Source organism: Arthrobacter sp. efr-133-TYG-120 (assembly GCF_030209785.1).
In the GTDB taxonomy this organism is placed as follows: domain Bacteria; phylum Actinomycetota; class Actinomycetes; order Actinomycetales; family Micrococcaceae; genus Arthrobacter.
In genome coordinates this window covers 172753-194360 of the sequence record NZ_JARVRI010000026.1, presented here as the reverse complement: position 1 = coordinate 194360, position 21608 = coordinate 172753, and the positions used below count along the sequence as shown (strand labels likewise).

Sequence of the window (21608 nt, the reverse complement as noted above, 5' to 3'; positions counted from 1 at the left end):
TGAACGCTGCCTAGTCTCCGCGCGTCCCGAAGACGATTTCATCCCAGCTCGGAATGCTGGAGCGCTTGGGCCGTGACGGCTGGCGCTCGGCCGCTCCCGCGTCGGAAGTTTCTTCATCCTTCTGCCCGGAACGGGTGGGCTTCGGCTCTTCGCGATCCCGCCGGGGAGCGCCGCCGAGCAATTCGTCCAAGCCCGCCCGCGGCGATGCTGCTCCCGGGGTTCGCGCCTCGTCCTGGCCGGTCTGACCGTCGTGATCGTTCCTGCCGCGCAACATGGTCACGGGGCGCAGCGGACCGGGGATCACCGTGATTTCACGGGTGTCCGTGCTGACGCCGTCGTGAAGGTGGAGGGAATCGTCTTCCTTGTCGTCATGCTTCGGGGCCAGGCTCAGCCGCGACAGCATGGATGCACGCGCGTCACGGCGGCTGGGGGCCGGCCCGGATTCAGGCTGCTGGTCCGTTTCCGTATCGACCGGCTCTTTGTCAGCTGCGTCGCTGTCCGCACGTTCGTCGTCGACGTCGCCAGGACGTGGATGCGCAGCCGGAACGCCGCTGCTCAGAAGCAGCGCCAACGCGTCGTCACTGTCTTCGTCAAGTCCCAGCCTCTGTCCGCGACGCGAGCGCAACATGTCAAGGAGCCCATCGGCTTCCTTCGTGGCAGCGGCGGCAGCCGCGCGTGCGGCGGTCCCGGCATCGGCCTCAAAGTCAAAGGGCCGGTCGGAGACGGCCGCGAGCCGCCGCGCCGGTACGGGCCCATCAAGGGGTTCCAGTTCGCTGAGCTGCTGGGCCCAGCGGTTGGCGTTCTGGATGGATTTGCGGGCGGGATGGAACGTCCACATCGCAGGCGGTTCTTCGCCGATGCTCTCCAGGCTGCCTGGCTTGGTTTCGAAGCGTGCGACGACGGTCCACGTGCCATCGGTCCGGCGCCAGGAATCCCATTCCACGCTAGAGGAATCGATTCCGTGGGCCGTGAGCCGGTGTGCGACCATTTCGCCCAGGCTTGCGGGTTCATCGCCGAACGCTGCGCGGTAGGCGTCCTGGCCGGGGGCAGGGGCAGCGACTTCGACTTTGCGTGCCTGCTGGGCGATGTATTCGCGTTCTGCAAGCACAGGGCCCTCATACCGCTGCACGTTGGCGAGCGGCATCCCGGACAGCTCCGCCACTTCCGCGGCCGTAGCGCCGCTGCGGATGCGTGACTGAATGTCACGGGGGGACATGGCGACGGGCGTGATCGAGGAACGTGCGGCCACCTGGGCAGGTGTCCGGCTCGCTGCAACCCGCAACGCCTCATCAATCGGAAGCTGGAACATCTCGCCGCCGGTACCGCTCAACAGGAGATGTCCGCCGTCGTCGTGGACGCCAACCAGCCGTAGATCCCGCATAAAATCCTCCACCATGGCCTATCTGACATTCGAAACTCTGCCACCCGGTACGGCCTTTTCCTACTAGGAGAAAGGGCGCGCCGCGATATTCCGCGATTTCCGGCATTCCGTGCGCAGGCGATCGGCACCGGGGTATGGACATTCGAGACATCCGGGAGGACAATCTGCCCGATATCGGGCACAAAAATGCGGCCGGCTGCGTTACATCCTTAGACCGGGCGAGGTTCCGGTCGACAGGATCGCAAGCCCTGCGTGACGTGCAAGGGAGAACGAAGAAGGGACCATGGCAACGGACTACGACGCCCCTCGGAAGACCGAAGAAGACACCGAGGACTCGATCGAGGAACTCAAGTCGCATCGCACCGAGAAACAGTCGTCATCGGCTGTTGACATCGATGAGACTGACCTCGCGGACGCCTACGAGCTCCCCGGGGCGGACTTGTCCGGCGAAGAGCTGCTGGTCCGCGTCCTGCCTCCGCAACCGGACGAATTTACGTGCTTCAATTGCTTCCTCGTCAAACACCGCTCCCAGATTGCGCGGGAGAAGGACGGGCACCTTTATTGCAAGGAATGCGAAAGCTAGCCTCGCGAAGACTGCGTGGACAGCGCTGCCAGAAGTTCTTCGGGGCGGCGCGTGGACGTCAACCAGTACGGGGTGCGGTCCGCCGGGTCGGTGATTTCAATACGCACCACGGGATCGATCCAGCCCCGGAGGCACAGGAACGCCAGTCCGTGGAGACGGGTTCCGCGCTCCGCGGTGGCCTCGTCCTTGCGGTACGCGGTGACGGCGCCGACAAACTCGCGCTGGATAGTAGCGCGTCCCACTTGGACGGTGTCCCGGTCCACCACAATCGCCGGGGTGGACAACACCAGCATGGTGGTCATGATCGCAAAGAGGACCAGCGCGGCGATAATCCCCGCGGTGATGCTGATCGGCGCGAACATCAAGATGCCCGCGGCGGACAAGCCGACCACCACAATCCAAATCCAGGGGGAGGGCCAGAGCTTTTCCGTAAACAGGACGCCCGTTCCACTCGAGGAATGGTGCGGCGCGGGTACGGAAGCAGTCGATTCAGGCATACCACCAGCTTATCGGGACTGTGCCCCCGGGAATTAACGCCCCTCATGCCCTGCGGCCGACGTGCAGCCGCAACCGGGGAAGCACTCCGTGGGCGATAGAATGTGTGACTGTGAGCCACGAGACAGCAGTAGCCAGCCCAGCAGACACCTCCGCCGAATACGGCGCGCCGACCCTTCAGGTCCAACTGAAAATGCTCGACGCCGGATTGGAAGCGCCGTCCTACGCCCACCCCGGTGACGCCGGGGCGGACCTTCGGGCCCGCGCGGACGTATCGCTTGCGCCGGGTGAGCGGAAGCTTGTTCCCACGGGCGTCTCAATCGCACTGCCGAACGGCTTTGTCGCGCTGATCCACCCCCGGTCAGGGCTGGCAACCAAGCACGGACTCACGGTGGTGAACGCTCCCGGGACGGTTGATGCCGGCTACCGAGGTGAAATTTCCGTGACGCTTTTGAATACCGACCAAAACCACGCAATCGAACTCAAGCGCGGCGATAGAATTGCTCAAATGGTGATCCAGCGCGTCGAGTATGCGCAGTTCGTATCCGTGGAGGAGTTGTCCGACACCTCGCGCGGCACCGGCGGCTTTGGATCCACCGGAGGCTTCGCGCCGGCCGTGAGCTAGCAACAACCCTCGACAATCGGCGCCGCACGGAGCTGATTGCCATGCTGCCCGCGAGTTGATGGGCAGTCTGCGGTTTACTGGGGATAGACCACTACTAAGGAGACAACCCGATGCTTTTTGGGCGCGGAAAGAAGTCCAAGGCTGAGCAGCCGAAAGACAACGGTACTGAGCAGGCCAATGCCGCGACGACGCAGCAGGACGCCGGCACGGTAGCCAGTGGAGCCGCCAAGGGCGACTTCCGCCTGTCCAAGGGGCCATTGGATGCCAGCGAAATAGAGAGCCAGGATGGCTACGTGGATCTTGGCGCCTTGCTGATCGAGCCTTCCGAGGGCCTTCAATTGCGCCTCGAAGTCGAAGAAGCAACCCAGCGGGTAGTGGCCGTCACCATGGACCTCGATGGCTCGAGCCTCCAGCTCCAAGCATTTGCCGCGCCACGCTCCGAAGGGCTGTGGGACGAGATCCGCGAACAAATCGGCCAGTCCGTATCCAGCCAAGCAGGCGAAGTCGAGGAGATCGTCGGCACCTTCGGCACGGAACTCATCGCCAAGCTTCCCACCGAATCCGCCGACGGCGGCCGTGGCTTCCGGGCCGCCCGGTTCATGGGCGTGGACGGACCCCGCTGGTTCCTCCGTGGCGTCATCGGCGGCAACGCGGCCTTGGACAGGAAAGCGGCCGAAGGACTGGAGAACCTCTTCCGCAAGGTTGTGGTCATTCGCGGAGACAACCCCATGCCGCCCCGCGAGCTGCTTCAGCTGAAGCTTCCCAAGGATGCTGTGGCCTCCGGCCAGCACGGCGCTCCCCATGAAACGCCGGAGCTTCAGCGGCCGGAACGCGGCCCGGAGATCACCCAGATTGGCTGACAAAGCGGAGCGTGCCGCTGCCGCCCATGGCAGCTCGGCATCCCTGCCCCTCACTGAACTCCCTGTCCGGGGCAGGGTCGACTGCACGGGTTTCATCGAGTCGGTCACCTACCAGCCCGCCAATGAGCAAGCACACTTCTCGGCTATCGTCGTCGACCGGATTGCGCACAGGGGCGACACCGGTCCGTTGACCCGGCTCCGCGTCATCTGGCTCGGGCGCCGCAAGGTGCCCGGTATTGAACCAGGGACGGTCCTGCGGCTCGAGGGCATGGTCACGCCGAAAGACGGGATGCCCACAATGTTCAATCCGCGCTACGAAATCCTCTCCCGGCAGGAGCACCAATGACCGTCGCCAATGGATCCGGCCCTCACGAAAAACCAGCGGAGGAGGAGCCCGGCTCGGCCGAGGAGGCCAGGCAGGGCGCCCAGGGGCCGAGCATTGCGGACATTGCCGCCGGCTACGCCGAGAAAGCCGGACTCCAACGCAACAGCCACGGGCACGTGGATATCCTCAAATCCGCCGGGGGTGTCCAGGGCATAGCCGAGAGCATCGTGCCAGGCCTCGTCTTCCTGATCGCTTTCATGGTCACCCGCGACCTTCCGGCGTCCCTGATTGCCTCCCTCGCGGCGGCAGCCGTCTTCACCGTAGTCCGGCTTGTCCAACGGCGCCCGTTGACCCAGGCGCTTGCGGGGATCGCCGGCGTCGCCATCTCCGCTTGGCTCGCGAACACCACCGGCAAGGCCGAGGATTTCTACGTCCTGGGCTTCTATACGAATATCGCCTACATCGCCGGAATGGTGCTGTCGATCCTGCTCAAGTGGCCGATTGCCGGCCTGCTTTTCGGATTCGTCCGCAACGAGGGCTTCGAATGGCGGAAGAACCCGGAGCGCCTGCGGGCCTACGCCATCGGCACGTGGGTAGTCATTGCCGTCCTGGCACTACGGCTGGTGGTCCAGGTGCCCCTGTATTTCATGGGCGAACCCGGCCTTGCCGCGCTCGCTACCATGAGGCTGATCATGGGCGCTCCGCTATACATCCTCGGGCTCTGGATTGCCTGGCTTCTGACCCGGCCGGTGCCGGGCCAGAAGCCGGATCGTGATCCTCAGCCGTCGAAGCCGTCGTCGTCGGACTGATCCGAAAACTCTTCTTCGACGTCAACTGAGCCGTGGTCCGCGGCGGACGGGGAAAGCAGCCCCCTGAGGCCGTCCTCAGCCGCAATGGTGGTGACGAAGAACAGCTCGTCGCCGCCGTCGATCACGTCGTCGCGGCTCGGTGTGATGGGCGCATGGTCCCGAAGGATCGCCACCAAGGTGGCGTCTTCGGGCCATTCGATGCCGCCCACGGTGCTGCCGATGATGTGCGAGTCGTGGGGAACGGTGAATTCCACGAGTGAGGAGACGCCCGTCTGCAAGGTCAGCAAGCGGACGAGGTCACCGATTTCCACGGCTTCTTCCACGAGCGCCGTCATGAGCTGCGGGGTGTTGACTGCGACGTCGACGCCCCAGGAATCGTTGAACATCCAGTCGTTCTTGGGATTGTTGACCCGGCCAACCGTGCGGCCCACACCGAATTCGGTCTTGGCCAGCAAGGACACCACGAGGTTGACTTTGTCGTCGCCGGTCGCGGACACGACGACGTCGGCCCCTTCCAGCTTCGCTTCCTGCAGCGTGCTCAATTCGCACGCGTCGCCCACGAGCCAGCGCGCCCCGCGGAGCCCGCTGCGACCGATGACCTCCGGTTTGAGGTCGATCAGCATGATCTCGTGTTTGTGGGCGAGCAATTCACGCGCGATCGATGAACCGACGCTGCCCGCGCCGACAATAACGACTTTCACTCAGACTCCTTGGCAGGTGCGCTGGAAAGGATGCGCGCCACCTCGGCGCTGCGGTCCAGATTCAACATGGCGTGCACGGTGTCGCCCTCCTGGTACGCCGTTCCGGCCTGGGGCAGGACGCCCTCTCCAAAACGGGTGAGGAAAGCGACACGGATTCCGGATGCTGCCTCGATGGCAGTCAGCGGGTGCCCGATCCAGCCTTGGTCGAGGTCCACTTCGGACAAAACCAACCGGCCCGAGGGTTCGCGGTAGTCGCCCGCCAAGTGTTGCTCAGGCAGGATCCGGCGCAGGACCTGGTCCGCGCTCCAGCGCACGGCGGCTACCGTGGGGATGCCCAGGCGCTGGTAGATTTCGGCGCGGCCGGGATCGTAGATGCGGGCTACAACATGCGAAACATGGAAAGTCTCACGGGCTACCCGGGTGGCGAGGATATTGGAGTTGTCACCGCTGGAGACGGCGGCGAAGGCGTACGCTTCCTCGCAACCTGCCTGCTTGAGGGTGTCCCGGTCGAAGCCGACGCCGGTGACTTTCCTGCCGGTGAACCCGCTGCGCAGGCGGCGGAAAGCACGGTCGTCCTGGTCGATGATTGCCACCGAATGGCCGGCGTCTTCCAAGGTGTGCGCCAACGTTGCGCCAACTCGTCCGCAACCCATGATCACAAAGTGAGCCACGGTTTCTCCTTCACTCTTATGCATGCCGCTCGGTAAGACTCTACCGGGGCAAGTCGCGGAAGCCAGTCCGCCGTCATGACATCGCGTTCGATTCAGAGTAGCTTTGCGGAGTGCTGACAATTCTCAACGCCGCGAAGCGGGTGTTGGTGGGGCGGCCGTTCCGGAACGACCGCCTGGCCCACACCCTGCTTCCCAAGCGCATTGCCCTGCCGATTTTCGCCTCGGACGCCCTGTCCTCCGTGGCGTACGCCCCTGACGAAATCCTGCTGACGCTGGCCCTCGCGGGCGTGAGTGCCGTGGCTATTTCGCCGCTCGTAGGCCTCGCGGTCATGGTGGTCTTGCTCACGGTTGTTGCCTCGTACCGGCAGAACGTCCACGCCTACCCTTCCGGTGGCGGCGACTACGAAATCGCCAACGTCAACCTGGGGAAGTTCGCTGGCCTGACCGTCGCCGCCGCGTTGTTGGTGGACTACGTCCTCACCGTCGCCGTGTCGATGTCCTCCGCCGCGGCGTACCTGACCACGGCGATCCCCTCGCTGCATGGGCAGCAGGCGCTCATCGCCACAGTCGGCGTCATCGTCCTGGCACTCGTCAACCTGCGCGGAATCAAGGAAGCGGGCAGTGTCTTCGCGGTTCCCACCTACATCTTCATGTTCTCCATCCTGGGCATGACGGCCGTCGGTATCTTCCAGGCGGCCACGGGCCAACTCGGCCAGGCTCCCTCGGCAGCCTTCACCATCGTCCCGCAAGAGGGATTCGACCAGGGACTCGTGGGCCTGGCAGGCGCGTTCCTGCTGCTGCGCGCCTTCTCCTCCGGCGCAGCGGCCCTGACCGGTGTGGAGGCCATCAGCAACGGTGTACCGAACTTCAAGAAGCCAAAGAGCAAGAACGCCGCCACTACGCTCTTGCTGCTCGGCGTCATCGCCTCGGCCATGCTCGCGGGCATCATCTACCTCGCCAACGCCACCAAGGTCCACATTGTGCTGGATCCGGCCAAGGAATTCCTCCTGCATGGCCAGCCGCTCCCGGACGACTACATCCAGAACCCTGCCATCAGCCAGATTGCACAGACGATCTTCGGCGCCGGGTCCATCCCGTTCTACGTTGTTGTCGCCGCGACGGGCGTCATCCTCGTCTTCGCCTCCAACACGGCGTTCAACGGATTCCCGGTCCTGGGGTCCATCCTCGCCCAGGACGGCTACCTTCCCCGCCAGCTTCGGACCCGCGGAGACCGCCTGGCCTTCAGCAACGGCGTCCTCGCCCTTGCTGCCGGCGCCTTGGTCCTCATCATTTCCTTCAACGCCGATGTCACCAAGCTCATCCAGCTGTACATCGTGGGCGTCTTCATTTCCTTCACGATGAGCCAGTTGGGCATGGTGCGTCACTGGGGCAGGGAACTCAAACTTGCGCAGGACAAAGCCCTCCGCCTCAGGATCGTGAAGTCCCGCACCATCAACATGCTCGGCTTCGCCATGACGGCGCTGGTGTTGACCATCGTGCTGATCACCAAGTTCGAACAGGGTGCCTGGATCGCCCTTCTCGCGATGTTCGTCCTGTTCCTCATCATGTGGAGCATCCGCGCCCACTACGACAACGTGGCCAAGGAACTGGCCGTTGACGAGGATTCTTCCCCGCGTGCATTGCCTACCCGGGTCCATGCCGTGCTCCTGGTGTCCCACGTCCGCAAACCGGTGCTGCGCGCCCTCGCCTACGCGCGGGCGTCGAGGCCGTCCCGGCTTGACGCCATCATCGTCGACATCGACCACGAGGAAACCGCGCACACCGTCGAGGCCTGGGACAAGCTGGACATCCCTGTGCCGCTGACCGTTTTGGCGAGCCCGTACCGCGAAACCGTCACGCCGATCCTGGACTACGTCAAGAACATGCGCCGTGATTCCCCGCGCGACCTGATCGTCGTCTACATCCCGGAGTACGTCGTCGGCAAGTGGTGGGAACAGCTCGTCCACAACCAGACCGCCTTGCGCATCAAGGCCAGGCTCCACTTTGAACCTGGCGTCATGGTGGCCAGCGTCCCCTGGCAATTGAAATCCTCCGAAGAAGCAAAGGCATTGCAGGATACCTGATGACCCACCCGATCAACACCGAGTCCAGCTCGCCCACGGCCCAGGACGGAGCTGCCACGGAGCTGGTGGTGGACGTCGGCCCCATCGCCCATGGCGGCCACTTTGTCGCCCGGCACGAGGGCCGGGTTATTTTTGTCCGGCACGGCATCCCGGGGGAGAAGGTCCGGGTCCGGCTGACCGACGCAGGAGAGTCTTCCCGTTTCTGGCGTGCCGACGTCGTCGACGTCCTGGAAGCGTCAGACGATCGGACGCGCCATTTCTGGCCGCTCGCCGACTCTCTTGCCGCCTGGCGCAAGGGCGGTCCGCCCGTGGGCGGCGCGGAACTCGGGCACGTAACACTGGAACGGCAACGGCTGCTCAAATCCGAAGTCCTCGCCGAACAGTTGAAGCGGCTCGCCGGCGTCGAACTCGATGTCGAAGTGGAGCCGGCGGCCGCCGGTGACGCGGCCCCCGGCGGTGTTGCGGCATCCGACGGCGATACCGGGCTCGGCTGGCGGACCCGTGCCAGCTTTGCCGTCACCCCCGGTGGCCGGCTGGGGATGCATGCCCACCGCTCCGACGTCGTGATTCCTGTCCATGAGATGCCTTTGGCACTGCCGGGCATCAACGAGTTGCGGCTCTGGGACATCGATCTGCGGGGGATCTCGCGGGTGGAGGTGGCCGCGCCCGCCAACGGATCGCGTCCCCTCGTCCTTCTCGCCCCGGAGGAGGGTACTGACGCCCGGCGCCTCAACCGGATCCTGGGCCAGCTCCCGCAGGAAGTCTCAGTGGCGAGCTTCGACCCCGTGGGTGGAGATGTCCTGCAGTTGCGCGGCAGGACGTGGGTCCAGGAATCGGCTGCCGGCCACGAATACCGGGTGACGGGAGAAGGGTTCTGGCAGATCCACAAGGACGCGCCCGGGACCCTGGTGGGGGCGGTGACGGGATTCCTGCACGACGGCGGCTACCTCCTTCCGGGATCGGCCGTCGCCGATCTTTACGCGGGAGCCGGATTGTTTACGGCGCCCTTGGCGGATGCCGTGGGGATCACCGGTTCGGTGCTGTCCGTCGAAGGATCGCCCGGGACCAGCCGCGATGCCCGCAAGAACCTGCACGGAGAGACCCAGGTGGAAATTGTCCAGGGCAGGGTGGAACGTGTCCTCCGGCAGCGCCCCCGGAGCTTCGACGCCTTGGTGATCGACCCGCCGCGGGCCGGCGCCGGCAAGGCCGTGGTCAGCCAGCTCATCGAGTCCGGGCCCCGCGCAATCGCCTATGTGTCGTGTGATCCGGCCTCCTTCGCGCGTGATCTGGGGTACTTCCGGAACAGCGGATGGCGCCTCGAATCCCTCCGGGCATTTGACTTGTATCCGCACACACACCACCTGGAGACCGTTGCGTTGCTGGTGCCCGCGGCATAGGCGCCACTACGATGGGGGAGAAGTCCTACGTCGCGCTTCACTTCTCCACCGGCCGGCAGTCGCTCAGATTAGGTTTGCCTAACTAGCTAGCGGTCAACCACGCGACAAAGATGAAAGCTGTTGCGAGAGGAGTCCTGCCATGAGCACTGTGGACAGCTTCGGTTCCAAAGGCGTACTGAATGTAGCCGGCACCGATTATGAAATTTTCCGGTTGAACTCCGTTGAGGGCGCAGACAGCCTTCCGTTCAGCCTTAAGGTATTGCTTGAAAACCTCCTGCGGACGGAAGATGGCGCCAATATCACGGCCGACCACGTCCGCGCCCTGGCTGGCTGGGACCCGGATGCCCAGCCAGACACCGAGATCCAGTTCACCCCGGCCCGAGTCATCATGCAGGACTTCACCGGGGTTCCCTGTGTGGTTGACCTTGCCACCATGCGTGAAGCCATCAAGGACCTCGGCGGCGACCCCAAGCGCGTCAACCCGCTGGCTCCGGCTGAGATGGTCATCGACCACTCCGTGCAGATCGATGCCTTCGGCAACTCCGGCGCGCTTGAGCGCAACATGGAGATCGAATACCAGCGCAACGGCGAGCGTTACCAGTTCCTGCGTTGGGGCCAGACTGCTTTCGACGACTTCAAGGTTGTCCCCCCGGGAACCGGCATCGTCCACCAGGTCAACATCGAATACCTGGCACGCACCGTCATGACCCGCGAGGTTGACGGCGTCCTCCGCGCCTACCCGGACACCTGCGTCGGCACGGACTCCCACACCACCATGGTCAACGGCCTGGGCGTGCTCGGCTGGGGCGTTGGCGGCATCGAAGCCGAGGCCGCCATGCTTGGGCAGCCCGTTTCCATGTTGATCCCGCGCGTTGTCGGCTTCAAGCTCACCGGCTCCATCCCCGCCGGCGCCACCGCCACGGACGTCGTCCTGACCATCACCGAGCAGCTGCGCAACCACGGCGTGGTCGGCAAGTTCGTGGAATTCTACGGCGAAGGCGTTGCGGCCGTGCCGTTGGCCAACCGCGCCACCATCGGCAACATGAGCCCGGAGTTCGGCTCAACGGCAGCGATGTTCCCGATCGACGACGTCACCCTCGAGTACTTGCGCCTCACCGGCCGCTCCGAGCAGAACGTCGCCCTGGTCGAGGCCTACGCGAAGGAACAGGGCCTCTGGCACGATCCCTCGCACGAGATCAAGTTCTCCGAGTACCTCGAGCTCGACCTGTCCACGGTTGTTCCCTCGATCTCGGGCCCGAAGCGTCCCCAGGACCGGATCATCCTCACCGAGTCCAAGGCGCAGTTCCGCGAGGACCTGCGCAACTACGTGAAGGAAGACCTGGCCGACGGAAGCCTGGACGAAGCGATCGACGAGAGCTTCCCGGCCTCCGATTCGCCGTCGTTCACCGCCACCGCGACGCACCTGTCCGACGTCGCGCCGCACGGACACGGCCCGAAGTCCAACGGTCGTCCGTCGAACAAGGTGAGCGTCACAACAGCTGACGGCCGCGAATTCGAACTGGACCACGGTGCCGTTTCGATCGCTTCGATCACGTCCTGCACCAACACGTCCAACCCGTCGGTGATGCTTGCTGCCGCGCTGCTCGCCCGCAACGCCGTCGACAAGGGCCTCACGTCCAAGCCGTGGGTCAAGACTTCGGTTGCTCCCGGCTCCAAGGTTGTCACCGACTACTACGAGAAGTCCGGCCTGACCCCCTACCTGGAGAAGCTCGGCTTCTACATCGTGGGCTACGGCTGCGCCACCTGCATCGGCAACTCTGGACCGCTCGACGCCGAAATCTCCGAGGCCATCCAGGCCAACGACCTTTCCGTCTCGGCTGTCCTCTCCGGCAACCGCAACTTCGAAGGCCGCATCAACCCGGACGTCAAGATGAACTACCTGGCCTCCCCGCCGCTGGTCATCGCCTACGCCCTGGCCGGAACCATGGACTTCGACTTCGACGCCGATCCGCTTGGCCAGGACCAGGACGGCAACGATGTCTTCTTGAAGGACATCTGGCCGAACCCGGTCGAGGTCCAGAAGGTCATCGATTCCTCGATCGACAAGGAAATGTTCGCCCGCGGCTACGAGGGCGTCTTCGACGGCGACGACCGCTGGAAGGCACTCGACACTCCGGCAGGCGACACCTTCGCCTGGGACGCCAAGTCCACCTACGTGCGGAAGCCCCCGTACTTCGAAGGCATGAAGGCGCAGCCGGAACCGGTAACGGACATCGCCGGAGCCCGCGTGCTGCTGAAGCTCGGCGACTCCGTCACCACCGACCACATCTCCCCGGCCGGTTCCTTCAAGTCGGACACCCCGGCAGGCCAGTACCTTCTGGCCAACGGCGTGGAGCGCAAGGACTTCAACTCCTACGGTTCGCGCCGTGGCAACCACGAGGTCATGATCCGCGGAACCTTCGCGAACATCCGCATCAAGAACCAGCTGCTCGCTGACTTCAACGACGGTGCGGGCGTCGAGGGTGGCTTCACCCGCGACTTTACCCAGGCGGACGGCCCCCAGGCCTACGTCTACGACGCTGCCCAGAACTACCAGGCAGCCGGCACCCCGCTGGTGGTCCTGGCCGGCAAGGAGTACGGCTCCGGCTCGTCCCGTGACTGGGCTGCCAAGGGAACCGCGCTGCTTGGCGTGAAGGCTGTCATCGCCGAAAGCTACGAGCGCATCCACCGCTCCAACCTCATCGGCATGGGCGTTCTCCCGTTGCAGTACCCGGCTGGCGAGACCGCCGCGTCGCTCGGCCTGGTCGGAACGGAAACGTTCTCGGTCGAGGGCGTCACCGAGCTGAACAACGGCACCACGCCGCGGACGCTCAAGGTCACGGCAACGGCCGAGGACGGCAGCACCAAGTCCTTCGACGCCGTGTTGCGTATCGATACGCCGGGCGAAGCGGACTACTACCGCAACGGCGGCATCCTGCAGTACGTTCTGCGCCAAATCTCGGCCCACTAGCCGATACCGGCGCGGGCTCCGCCTGCGCCAAAGGCAAAAGCTACAGCCCCGGCTGGTCATCGACCGGCCGGGGCTGTAGCCTTTCCTGCGGCTTGGTTCCGGCCAAGGCGTTAGAGTTGTATAGCACGTCAACCACCCTAAGGAGGGGCCGTTGGGACTCTTGGAGACAATCCGGAACCCGCAGGACCTGAGCAAGCTCACCAGTCAGCAGCTGGAGCAGCTTGCAGGCGAGATCAGGACTTTCCTCATCACCAACGTCGCCCAAACGGGTGGTCACCTTGGACCGAACCTTGGCGTGGTGGAACTCACCATGGCCATCCATAAGGTCTTCGATTCGCCGCGCGACAGCATCGTTTTCGACACCGGCCATCAGTCCTACGTCCACAAATTGCTGACCGGCAGGCAGGACTTCAGCACCCTCCGGCAGCAAGGTGGCATGTCCGGCTACCCCGATCGTGCCGAGTCCGAGCACGACATCGTGGAAAGCTCCCACGCGTCCTCCTCTTTGTCCTGGGCCGACGGTATCTCCCGTGCCCGCCAGTTGACCGGCGAGGGCGACCGCTGCGTTGTCGCCGTCGTCGGAGACGGTGCGCTGACGGGCGGCATGGCCTGGGAGGCAATCAACAACATCGCCGCCGACAAGCGGCGACGCGTGGTGATCGTCGTCAACGACAATGGCCGCTCCTATGCCCCGACGGTCGGCGGTCTTGCCGACTACCTCGCATCGCTGCGCCCCACGATCGATTCCTTCCGGGCAGCCCCCACCTATGAAGTGGTGTTGGACTGGTGGAAGAAGAAACTCCAAAGCGGCGGCCCGATCGGGCAGTTCACCTACAGGAGCCTGCATGCCATGAAGAAGGGCATCAAGGACTGGTGGGCTCCGCAAGGTATGTTCGAAGACCTCGGCATGAAGTACATCGGCCCTGTCGACGGCCACAACATGCGTGCCCTTGAGCACGCGCTGACTACCGCCCGTAATTACGGCGGCCCGGTGATCGTCCACGCCATGACTGAAAAGGGGCACGGCTACGCGCCTGCCCTCGCCAACGAGGCGGACCAGTTCCACGCCGTCGGGATCATCGATCCCGAAACCGGCGAACCCACCGAAGCGGGTGGAGCCCGCTCGTGGACATCTGTGTTCGCTGAGGAAATCGCGGACATCGCCGATGAGCGCGAAGACATCGTCGGTATCACCGGGGCCATGCTGATCCCCGTCGGGTTGCACAAGTTCGCTGAACGGCACCCTGAAAGAGTGATCGACGTAGGGATCGCCGAACAGCACGCCCTCACCTCGGCCGCAGGCATGGCCTTCGGTGGACTGCACCCCGTCGTCGCCGTTTACGCGACGTTCCTGAACCGTGCCTTCGACCAGCTCCTCATGGACGTCGCCCTGCACAAAGCCGGAGTGACGGTCGTGTTGGACCGCGCCGGCGTGACGGGCCCGGACGGGGCCAGCCACCACGGCATGTGGGACATGGCGATGGTCCAGATCGTTCCAGGGCTGCACCTCGCGGCTCCGCGGGATGCCAGCCGCCTGCGGGAAGAACTCCGCGAAGCGGTTGCCATCGCCGACGCGCCCAGCGTGGTGCGCTTCTCCAAGGGCAGCGTGGGAAGCGAGATCGAAGCGATCGAACGGCTTTCCGACGGCGTCGACGTGCTCGCGCGCCGCCCCGAAGGCTCTACCGAGAACGATGTCCTGGTTGTCAGCGTAGGCGCAATGTCCGAACTCGCCCTCGACGTCGCGTCCCGGCTCGGATCCCAAGGCATCAGTTCCACCGTGGTGGATCCGCGGTGGGTCCTGCCTGTACGCAAGTCCATCATCGCCCTCGCTGCCCGGCACCGTTTGGTGATCTGCATCGAAGACGGCGTCCGGGCAGGCGGCGTCGGCTCCCGGATCCGCCAGGAGATGCGCGCGGCCGGCGTGGACACGGCCCTCAACGAAGTGGGGCTTCCGGTCGAATTCCTCGACCATGGAACCAGGAGCCAAGTCCTTGAGCGCGTGGGCCTTACCGCCCAACAGATAACGCACGACGTCGTCGCGCAGGTCCTGGGGACAAAGGTGCCTTTCGCGCGGCCCCTGCCAGGACAAGAACACCCCAGCACAGGCAGTCTCCCCAAACTGTGAACCGCCTGTTCAAGGCAGTATCCAACAAACAGGCACCCTTCGACGGCACAGGTCCGAACAGCACCTGCCCGGAGTGGTTCAGAAAAGGACAGGCATGAGCGGCATCATCCGCACCTATAAGCGCGACGACGAAGCGGTCCTGCATTTCCGGGAAGCCTGGTATGACGACGAATTCAAGCAGTTCGTCATCAACCACGGGGTCGTAGGACACCAGAGCAGCACTGACGAAACCGACGTCGACGACGAATCCGCCGTCGAAGGCCTCATGACGGCCTTTGCCGCGCAATGCGAAGAGGATGGCTACGCGGAGATTCCCGAGACCGAGCAGTTTTGGGTGGTCGCTCAGATCGCGCTCAAGACAAAGGACGGTACCGACCGCGACCGCTACCTTGAACGCAAGGCGAAGGCCGCCCTGACGAGCGAACTGGCCTGGCGCGGTTTGGGTACCGTGGATCGATCCGATATCAGCGACTCGAAGCTCAACATTTTCTGTCTGTGCCCGGATGTCAACAAGGCCGTCAACGCCATCAAGGTGTGCATCAGGGGAGAAGACCTGGACTTCACCAAGCTGAGCATCGCGGCGGCGCCCCATGCCGAACCCACCGCATTCAAAGTAAAACACTCGCCGAAAACGGGCGCGGGCTTTACCCTCTAAGGACCACATCACCGCTTCGAAGGGACACGCATGGCGCCCAAGAGCAACTGGCCCGGACACACTCCGCTGCCCAAGGGCTTGTCCGCTCCCGCACGAAGGGCACTCGCCCACGAAGGTCTGGAAACCCTGGAACAACTCGCCGAGTTCGGCGAGGGACGGGTCGCGGCCCTGCACGGCATGGGACCCAAGGTCATGGCCCAGTTGCACGATGCGATGGAAGAGGCGGGAATCGCCTTCGGATCCTGAGCGGCGGACCCGCCCCCGCGGTCGTTGTAGGGTGAAACCATGACTGAATATCGCCGTCTTGGAAATTCCGGATTGACCGTCTCAGTAGTCGGTTTGGGGTGCAACAATCTCGGGCGGGCCAATACGGCCACTGAATCGCAGGAGGGTACCAACGCGGTAGTGCACGCCGCCTTGGACGCCGGAGTGACGCTTTTCGATGTTGCAGACGTCTACGGCCGGGAGCCCGGCCTCAGCGAGACCATGCTGGGCGTCGCCCTGAAAGGTCGCAGGGACGACGCCGTCGTGGCCACGAAATTCGGCATGGACATGCACGGCGCCAACGGCAACGATTTCGGCGCCCGGGGATCGCGCCGCTACATCATCCAAGCAGCCGAGGCATCGCTGCGCCGCCTCGGCACGGACTGGATTGACCTGTACCAGTACCACACCCCGGACCCCCTCACCCCGGTTGACGAGACCCTCGCAGCCCTCGATGACCTCGTCACAAGCGGCAAGGTCCGGTACCTCGGCCATTCCAACCGTGCTGGGTGGCAGATCGCCGAAGCCGAATACGTCGCACGGATACAGGGCGGTGCACGGTTCATTTCGACGCAGAACCACTACAACCTTCTGGACCGCCGCGCGGAACTCGAAGTCCTTCCGGCCGCCCAGGCTTTCGGGCTCGGTGTCCTGCCGTATTTCCCCCTGGCGAACGGGCTCCTGACGGGCAAGTATGCTCCAGGCAGCGCTCCGGAAGGATCGCGCCTCAGCCACACGCGGACCAACATGGTCCACGACGCCGACTGGGTCCAGTTGGGCAGGTTCAGCCAATTCGCCAAGGAGCGGGACCTGAACGAACTGCAGCTGGCCTTCTCCTGGCTGGCCGCCCAGCCCGCAGTCAGCAGCGTCATTGCGGGAGCCACCCGCCCGGAGCAGATCGCAGAAAACGCGAAAGCCGTGCGCTGGGTGCCCACGGCGGAAGAACGTGCCGAAATGGACGACATCTTCCCGCGCACGCCCAAGGTAGCCCTTTTCTAAGGAGCGTTCCATGAGCGGGGAGCAGGCAGCGGCTGCAGGCCGGCGCGAATCCGTGAGCTTGCTGGTGGACTGCGACACAGGAATCGACGACGCCCTGGCCCTCGCCTACCTGTGCAGCCAGCCGCAGGTGGAACTCGTCGCAGTGAGCAGCACTCCGGGCAACGTCGGGGCGGAGCAGGTGGCACGCAACAACCTGTCCCTGCTCGAGTTGTGTGGCCGCCCTGACGTGCCCGTTGCCATCGGGGCCCGGGCTCCGCTGCGGATCCCGCTGACCACCACGCCGGAAACCCACGGTCCCCAAGGCGTGGGCTACGCCGAGCTACCGGAACCGCGCGGACAACTGAACGGCGTCGACGCCGTCGAGCTTTGGGTCGAAGCGGCCCGGTCACGGCCGGGGGAGCTGACCGCCCTGTTGACGGCGCCCCTCACCAACTTTGCCCTCGCCCTGCGGGCCGAGCCGCGGCTGCCGGAGCTGCTGCGCGGCGTCGTGATCATGGGTGGCAGCTACTACTACCAGGGCAACACGACGCCCACCGCCGAGTGGAACACCCACGTTGATCCGCACGCAGCCGCCGAGGTGTTTGCGGCCTTCTCCGGACTTCCTGAGGAGTGCCTTCCGGTGGTGTGCGCCTTGGAGACCACGGAACGGATCGAACTGACACCCGGGCACGTGGCGGCCTTGGCTGCCGAGGCGGGTTGCACGGAGCCGGAACTTGTCCTCCCGGAGCAGCCGGAGGGACGGCGCAGTACTGCGTCCGACGAACTCGTGCGGCACCTCAGCGATATGCTGCGCTTCTATTTCGAGTTCCACCGAAAGTACGGCCAAGGCTACGTGGCGCACATCCACGACTACTTCGCGGCGTCCGTCGCCGCACGCACTGCCAGGTACAGCACCCGCACGGCCACAGTGCACGTCGAGACGGCGGCCCCCAAGCTCATCGGAACCACCGTGGCGGACTTCCGCGGACTGTGGGGCGAGCCTCCCAACGCGCGCATCGTCTCGGAAAACCACCCAAGCGAAGCCTTCGCCGAACTGGTGCGCGCATTGGGCGGCCTTGCCCGGAGCCTGCCGGGTTCTTGACGCCGGAACGCTACCCGGCGGCCGGCTTCGACGCGATCCCGGGAGCCAGGAAGCGTTTGCCGTTGACACGCTCGGAGGCGCCCACCCGATCCAGATACGGTGTGATGCCGCCCAGGAACATCGGCCAGCCGGCGCCGAGGATGACACAGAGGTCAATGTCTTCAGGCCCGGCCACCACGCCTTCGGACAGCATGAGTCCGATTTCCTCGGCCAGGGCGTCCTGCGTGCGACGAAGGACCTCCTCGGAAGTGGACGGCGTGGTGCCGAAGGACATGAGTGCCAACGTGTCGGCCGGGATGACCTGTCCGTCAGGACCCGGAGCCCAGAGTGACTTCACGCCGTTGTCAACCAACTTCTGCAGGTTCTGGGATACCGCAAAACGCTCGCCGAAGGCAGCGTGCAGCGATTCCTGGACGTGCTGGGCGACCGGAAGGCCTACCATCGCGCTGAGGGTGAACGGACTCATCGGCAGGCCCATGGGGCGAAGCGCCGAATCGGCGACGTCCGCCGGCGTCCCTTCGTCGAACGCGGCAATGACTTCGCCCATGAGTCGCAGCAGGATCCGGTTGACAACGAAAGCGGCGGCGTCCTTGACCAGCACGGCTGTCTTCTTCAATCCCTTGGCGAGCTCGAACGCGGTGGCCAGCACGGCGTCGTCGGTCTTCGGGGCACGCACGATCTCCAGGAGCGGCATGACGGCGACGGGGTTGAAGAAGTGGAACCCGACCAGGCGTTCCGGGTGCTGCAGATCCTCAGCCATCGCCGTCACGGACAGCGAGGACGTGTTGGTAGCGAGGATGCACTCGGGGGAGACAATGGCCTCCACTTCGGCGAAGACCTGCTTCTTGACGTTGAGTTCTTCGAAAACTGCTTCAATGACGAAGTCTGCGTCGGCGAATGCCTCTTTGGAAACGGAGCCGCTGACGAGGGCCTTGGTCCTGTTCGCGGCGTCGGAACTGATCCGCTTCTTGCCGAGCAGCTTGTCCACCTCCGCATGGACGTAAGCAACTCCCTTGTCCACGCGTTCCTGGTCGATGTCCGTCAGGACCACGGGCACTTTGAGCTGGCGCGCGAACAGCAGGGCGAGCTGGCTCGCCATCAGGCCGGCACCGACGACGCCGATCTTCGTCACCGGGCGCGCGAGCTTGCGGTCGGGCGCACCTGCAGGCCGCTTCGAGCGCTTCTGCACGAGGTCCAGGAAGGCGTAGACGGTGGAACGGAACTCGTCCGTCTGCATCAACTCTGCGAGGGTCTCGCATTCCAGGGCCGCGGAATCCGCCTTGCCCATGGTCCGGTTGGCCTCGAGGATATCCAGCACCTTGGCCGGAGCCGGTGATGCGTTTGAGGTTTTGGCTTCCACGAACGCACGGCCCGCCGCCACAGCGCCGGCCCAGCGTTCGGCAACCGAGGGGTTCTCCGGGTCCACGGAGTTGCTCCGATCCGGGACGGCCTCGCCCGCGATCACTTTCGCGGCCCAGGCAATGGACTGCTCCACGAAATCCGCGGGTTCGAAGATCGCGTCGGCAATGCCCAGCTGGAAAGCCTGGGGACCGGTGAGCGTGCGGTTGTTGCTCAGCGGATTCTCGATCATGACCTTGACGGCGTTTTCCGGGCCGATGAGTCGCGGCAGGATGTAGACGCCGCCCCAACCAGGGACGAGCCCGATGAAGGCTTCGGGCAAAGCGAGGGCACCGGCGCCCGTCGAGACCGTGCGGTACGTGGACTGGAGGGCGATTTCGAGGCCGCCTCCGAGCGCGAGGCCGTTGATGAAGGCGAAGCTGGGAACACCCAGATCGGCGAGCGTCGCGTAGACATCGTGGCCCAGTTGCGCCATCCACAGGCCGTGTTCCCGCTCTTCGAGTCGCTTGACCGCAGAGAGGTCCGCGCCGGCCACCAGGAAGTATGGCTTGCCTGTGACGCCGACGCCGACGATCTCGCCGCGCGCAGCGCGATCCTTGAGGCCTTCAAGTACCGTCCCGAGCTCGACGAGGGTATTGGGTCCGAGGGTGGTGGGCTTGGTGTGGTCCAGGCCGTTGTCGAGGGTGATCAGGGCGAACGTTCCGGCGTTGCCGGGGAGTTCGATGTCCTGAACGTAGGAGTGGGTCACGGTCTCGTCCGGGAACAGTCCGGCCAGTTTCTGGAATTCTGCGGCGCTCATGCTGCGGCTCCCTTGCTCTCGGTCTCGACGGCGGTCTCGGTCTCGCTGTTGTAGCTGTTGTAGTCGGGGTGGTGCGGGTTCTCCCAGATTACTGTGGCACCCATTCCCAAACCGATGCACATGGTAGTGATGCCGTACCGGACGGACGGGTCTTCCTCGAACTGGCGGGCCAGTTGATTCATGAGCCGAACGCCGGATGATGCGAGGGGATGCCCGACGGCGATCGCTCCGCCGTAGCGGTTGACGCGAGGGTCGTCGTCGGCGATTCCGAAGTGGTCCAGGAAGCTCAGGACCTGAACCGCGAAGGCCTCGTTGATCTCGAAAAGGTCGATGTCCCCGATGCCGAGTCCGGCGTTCTTGAGGGCCTTCTCAGTGGCCGGGACCGGGCCGATACCCATGACCTCGGGTTCGACCCCCGCGAAAGCATAGGAGACCAGGCGCATTTTCACGGACAGGCCGAGCTCTTCGGCAGCCTCCGCGGAGGCCAGGACTGCCGCCGTCGCGCCGTCGTTCAAGCCGGCCGCGTTGCCTGCGGTGACCCGGCCATGGGCCCTGAACGGCGTACGCAGCTCCGCGAGGTCTTCAACGGTGGTCCCGGGCCGCGGCGGCTCGTCGACGGTGTTCACTGTCCAGCCTTGTCCGGGCTTGATGGTGGCGACCGGGACCAAGTCGGGCTGGATCTGTCCCTTGCCGTAGGCGGCGGCGAGCTTTGCCTGGGACGCCGCTGCGTAGGCGTCGGTTCGCTCTTTGGTGATCGCCGGGAAGCGGTCGTGCAGGTTCTCGGCGGTGTTGCCCATGTTCAGGGCGGCTGGATCGACGATCCGCTCGGACATGAACCTGGGGTTGGGATCCGCGCCCGCGCCCATGGGGTGGTTGCCCATGTGCTCCACGCCCCCGGCGATCACGACATCGTACGCGCCGAAACCGATGCCGCTCGCCGTCGTCGTGACCGCGGTCATTGCTCCGGCACACATGCGGTCGATCGCAAAGCCGGGCACGCTGCGGGGGAGGCCGGCCAGGAGGGCCGCAGTGCGGCCGATGGTCAAGCCTTGGTCGCCGGTCTGCGTCGTGGCGGCGATGGCGACTTCGTCAACGCGTTCGGCGGGCAAGCCCGGGTTGCGTCGCATCAGTTCCCGGATGCACTTGACCACGAGGTCGTCGGCGCGGGTGCCTGCATAGATGCCCTTGTCGCCCGCTTTGCCGAATGGCGTCCGGACACCGTCAACGAAAACGACGTCGCGGACTGTCCTCGGCTTGGCGCTGTTCCCGGTTTGGCTCATGTGTGACTCCTCGTTGAGACATAGATGCCGGACAGCCCTCACGGGGGAAGCCGGTGTCATTTACCGCCATGTTACTCGCCAGTAACTTAGCGCGCAAGGAGATCCGCGCTCACATATGACGGCCTTTGGTCCGATCCTCGCTCA

Annotated in this window: 19 protein-coding genes; 13 read left to right on the top strand and 6 right to left on the bottom strand. The window is 64.8% G+C overall.

The annotated features are described in order from the left end of the window. Window positions 1–10: 10 nt before the first annotated feature. On the bottom strand, window positions 11–1381 hold the full coding sequence (gene sepH / locus QRN51_RS15425; protein ID WP_284990719.1) for a septation protein SepH: 1371 nt from the start codon (window positions 1379–1381) through the stop codon (window positions 11–13). Between the two features lie 283 nt (window positions 1382–1664). On the opposite strand from sepH, the gene QRN51_RS15420 reads away from it, so the two are divergent. After that, window positions 1665–1964 carry a DUF4193 domain-containing protein gene (locus QRN51_RS15420; RefSeq protein ID WP_059389107.1) on the top strand — a complete coding sequence of 100 codons (300 nt, stop codon included), beginning with the start codon at window positions 1665–1667 and terminating at the stop codon, window positions 1962–1964. Here the strand turns inward: QRN51_RS15420 and QRN51_RS15415 are convergent. After that, window positions 1961–2461 (bottom strand): DUF3093 domain-containing protein, encoded by a 501-nt coding sequence (locus QRN51_RS15415; RefSeq protein WP_059389106.1) that lies wholly within the window; start codon window positions 2459–2461, stop codon window positions 1961–1963. The two genes, QRN51_RS15420 and QRN51_RS15415, sit on opposite strands and share 4 nt — an antisense overlap. A 110-nt stretch (window positions 2462–2571) precedes the next feature. Here QRN51_RS15415 and dut point away from each other — a divergent pair, with 110 nt between their 5' ends. The 4 genes from dut to QRN51_RS15395 all read left to right on the top strand — a co-directional run bounded on the left by dut (window position 2572) and on the right by QRN51_RS15395 (window position 5078). After that, window positions 2572–3084, top strand: a complete 513-nt coding sequence (dut, locus tag QRN51_RS15410) for a dUTP diphosphatase (protein WP_059389105.1) — start codon at window positions 2572–2574, stop codon at window positions 3082–3084. Between the two features lie 110 nt (window positions 3085–3194). After that, complete coding sequence (locus tag QRN51_RS15405) at window positions 3195–3944, top strand: DUF3710 domain-containing protein (RefSeq protein WP_284990717.1); 750 nt, start codon at window positions 3195–3197, stop codon at window positions 3942–3944. Then, window positions 3937–4290 (top strand): hypothetical protein, encoded by a 354-nt coding sequence (locus QRN51_RS15400; protein ID WP_284990716.1) that lies wholly within the window; start codon window positions 3937–3939, stop codon window positions 4288–4290. The genes QRN51_RS15405 and QRN51_RS15400 overlap by 8 nt, the downstream gene beginning before the upstream one ends. Further along, window positions 4287–5078, top strand: coding sequence for a DUF3159 domain-containing protein (locus QRN51_RS15395; RefSeq protein WP_284990715.1), 792 nt, complete (start codon window positions 4287–4289; stop codon window positions 5076–5078). Before QRN51_RS15400 ends, QRN51_RS15395 begins: the two co-directional genes overlap by 4 nt. Here the strand turns inward: QRN51_RS15395 and QRN51_RS15390 are convergent. Continuing rightward, window positions 5048–5779, bottom strand: coding sequence for a potassium channel family protein (locus tag QRN51_RS15390; RefSeq protein WP_284990714.1), 732 nt, complete (start codon window positions 5777–5779; stop codon window positions 5048–5050). The genes QRN51_RS15395 and QRN51_RS15390 overlap by 31 nt on opposite strands. After that, complete coding sequence (locus tag QRN51_RS15385; RefSeq protein ID WP_059389103.1) at window positions 5776–6450, bottom strand: potassium channel family protein; 675 nt, start codon at window positions 6448–6450, stop codon at window positions 5776–5778. Before QRN51_RS15385 ends, QRN51_RS15390 begins: the two co-directional genes overlap by 4 nt. A gap of 110 nt (window positions 6451–6560) precedes the next feature. Here QRN51_RS15385 and QRN51_RS15380 point away from each other — a divergent pair, with 110 nt between their 5' ends. The 8 genes from QRN51_RS15380 to QRN51_RS15345 all read left to right on the top strand — a co-directional run bounded on the left by QRN51_RS15380 (window position 6561) and on the right by QRN51_RS15345 (window position 18026). Continuing rightward, the gene (locus QRN51_RS15380) at window positions 6561–8534 is read left to right on the top strand and encodes an APC family permease (protein WP_284990713.1); all 1974 of its coding nucleotides are present in this window, start codon (window positions 6561–6563) and stop codon (window positions 8532–8534) included. Further along, window positions 8534–9931: a class I SAM-dependent RNA methyltransferase gene (locus QRN51_RS15375; protein ID WP_284990712.1), complete on the top strand. Its 1398-nt coding sequence runs from the start codon at window positions 8534–8536 to the stop codon at window positions 9929–9931. The genes QRN51_RS15380 and QRN51_RS15375 overlap by 1 nt, the downstream gene beginning before the upstream one ends. Before the next feature lie 139 nt (window positions 9932–10070). Beyond that, a complete protein-coding gene (locus QRN51_RS15370; RefSeq protein ID WP_284990711.1) occupies window positions 10071–12902 on the top strand; it encodes an aconitate hydratase in 2832 nt (943 codons plus the stop codon). Window positions 12903–13053: 151 nt separating this feature from the next. Then, entirely contained in the window at window positions 13054–15027 is a 1974-nt protein-coding gene (gene dxs, locus QRN51_RS15365; RefSeq protein ID WP_059389102.1) for a 1-deoxy-D-xylulose-5-phosphate synthase, read from the top strand. Window positions 15028–15121: 94 nt separating this feature from the next. Further along, window positions 15122–15682, top strand: a complete 561-nt coding sequence (locus tag QRN51_RS15360) for a hypothetical protein (RefSeq protein ID WP_059389101.1) — start codon at window positions 15122–15124, stop codon at window positions 15680–15682. A gap of 30 nt (window positions 15683–15712) precedes the next feature. Continuing rightward, the gene (locus tag QRN51_RS15355) at window positions 15713–15928 is read left to right on the top strand and encodes a helix-hairpin-helix domain-containing protein (protein ID WP_028266791.1); all 216 of its coding nucleotides are present in this window, start codon (window positions 15713–15715) and stop codon (window positions 15926–15928) included. Window positions 15929–15967: 39 nt separating this feature from the next. Next, entirely contained in the window at window positions 15968–16945 is a 978-nt protein-coding gene (locus QRN51_RS15350; protein WP_284990709.1) for an aldo/keto reductase, read from the top strand. A 10-nt stretch (window positions 16946–16955) separates the two neighbouring features. After that, window positions 16956–18026: a nucleoside hydrolase gene (locus QRN51_RS15345; protein ID WP_284990708.1), complete on the top strand. Its 1071-nt coding sequence runs from the start codon at window positions 16956–16958 to the stop codon at window positions 18024–18026. A gap of 10 nt (window positions 18027–18036) precedes the next feature. On the opposite strand, the gene QRN51_RS15340 is transcribed toward QRN51_RS15345, so the two are convergent. Together QRN51_RS15340 and QRN51_RS15335 are read right to left on the bottom strand one after the other, a co-directional pair. Continuing rightward, window positions 18037–20184, bottom strand: coding sequence for a 3-hydroxyacyl-CoA dehydrogenase NAD-binding domain-containing protein (locus QRN51_RS15340; protein WP_284990707.1), 2148 nt, complete (start codon window positions 20182–20184; stop codon window positions 18037–18039). Next, window positions 20181–21464, bottom strand: a complete 1284-nt coding sequence (locus tag QRN51_RS15335; RefSeq protein WP_284990705.1) for a thiolase family protein — start codon at window positions 21462–21464, stop codon at window positions 20181–20183. The genes QRN51_RS15340 and QRN51_RS15335 overlap by 4 nt, the downstream gene beginning before the upstream one ends. Window positions 21465–21608 lie beyond the last annotated feature (144 nt).

What these genes read in the sequence shown, in the direction of transcription:
- sepH (WP_284990719.1), bottom strand. Translation starts at nt 1,381, where the DNA reads ATGCGGGATCTACGGCTGGTTGGCGTCCACGACGACGGCGGACATCTC.
- QRN51_RS15420 (WP_059389107.1), top strand. Translation starts at nt 1,665, where the DNA reads ATGGCAACGGACTACGACGCCCCTCGGAAGACCGAAGAAGACACCGAG.
- QRN51_RS15415 (WP_059389106.1), bottom strand. Translation starts at nt 2,461, where the DNA reads ATGCCTGAATCGACTGCTTCCGTACCCGCGCCGCACCATTCCTCGAGT.
- QRN51_RS15405 (WP_284990717.1), top strand. Translation starts at nt 3,195, where the DNA reads ATGCTTTTTGGGCGCGGAAAGAAGTCCAAGGCTGAGCAGCCGAAAGAC.
- QRN51_RS15395 (WP_284990715.1), top strand. Translation starts at nt 4,287, where the DNA reads ATGACCGTCGCCAATGGATCCGGCCCTCACGAAAAACCAGCGGAGGAG.
- QRN51_RS15375 (WP_284990712.1), top strand. Translation starts at nt 8,534, where the DNA reads ATGACCCACCCGATCAACACCGAGTCCAGCTCGCCCACGGCCCAGGAC.
- QRN51_RS15370 (WP_284990711.1), top strand. Translation starts at nt 10,071, where the DNA reads ATGAGCACTGTGGACAGCTTCGGTTCCAAAGGCGTACTGAATGTAGCC.
- QRN51_RS15360 (WP_059389101.1), top strand. Translation starts at nt 15,122, where the DNA reads ATGAGCGGCATCATCCGCACCTATAAGCGCGACGACGAAGCGGTCCTG.
- QRN51_RS15355 (WP_028266791.1), top strand. Translation starts at nt 15,713, where the DNA reads ATGGCGCCCAAGAGCAACTGGCCCGGACACACTCCGCTGCCCAAGGGC.
- QRN51_RS15350 (WP_284990709.1), top strand. Translation starts at nt 15,968, where the DNA reads ATGACTGAATATCGCCGTCTTGGAAATTCCGGATTGACCGTCTCAGTA.
- QRN51_RS15345 (WP_284990708.1), top strand. Translation starts at nt 16,956, where the DNA reads ATGAGCGGGGAGCAGGCAGCGGCTGCAGGCCGGCGCGAATCCGTGAGC.
- QRN51_RS15340 (WP_284990707.1), bottom strand. Translation starts at nt 20,184, where the DNA reads ATGAGCGCCGCAGAATTCCAGAAACTGGCCGGACTGTTCCCGGACGAG.
- QRN51_RS15335 (WP_284990705.1), bottom strand. Translation starts at nt 21,464, where the DNA reads ATGAGCCAAACCGGGAACAGCGCCAAGCCGAGGACAGTCCGCGACGTC.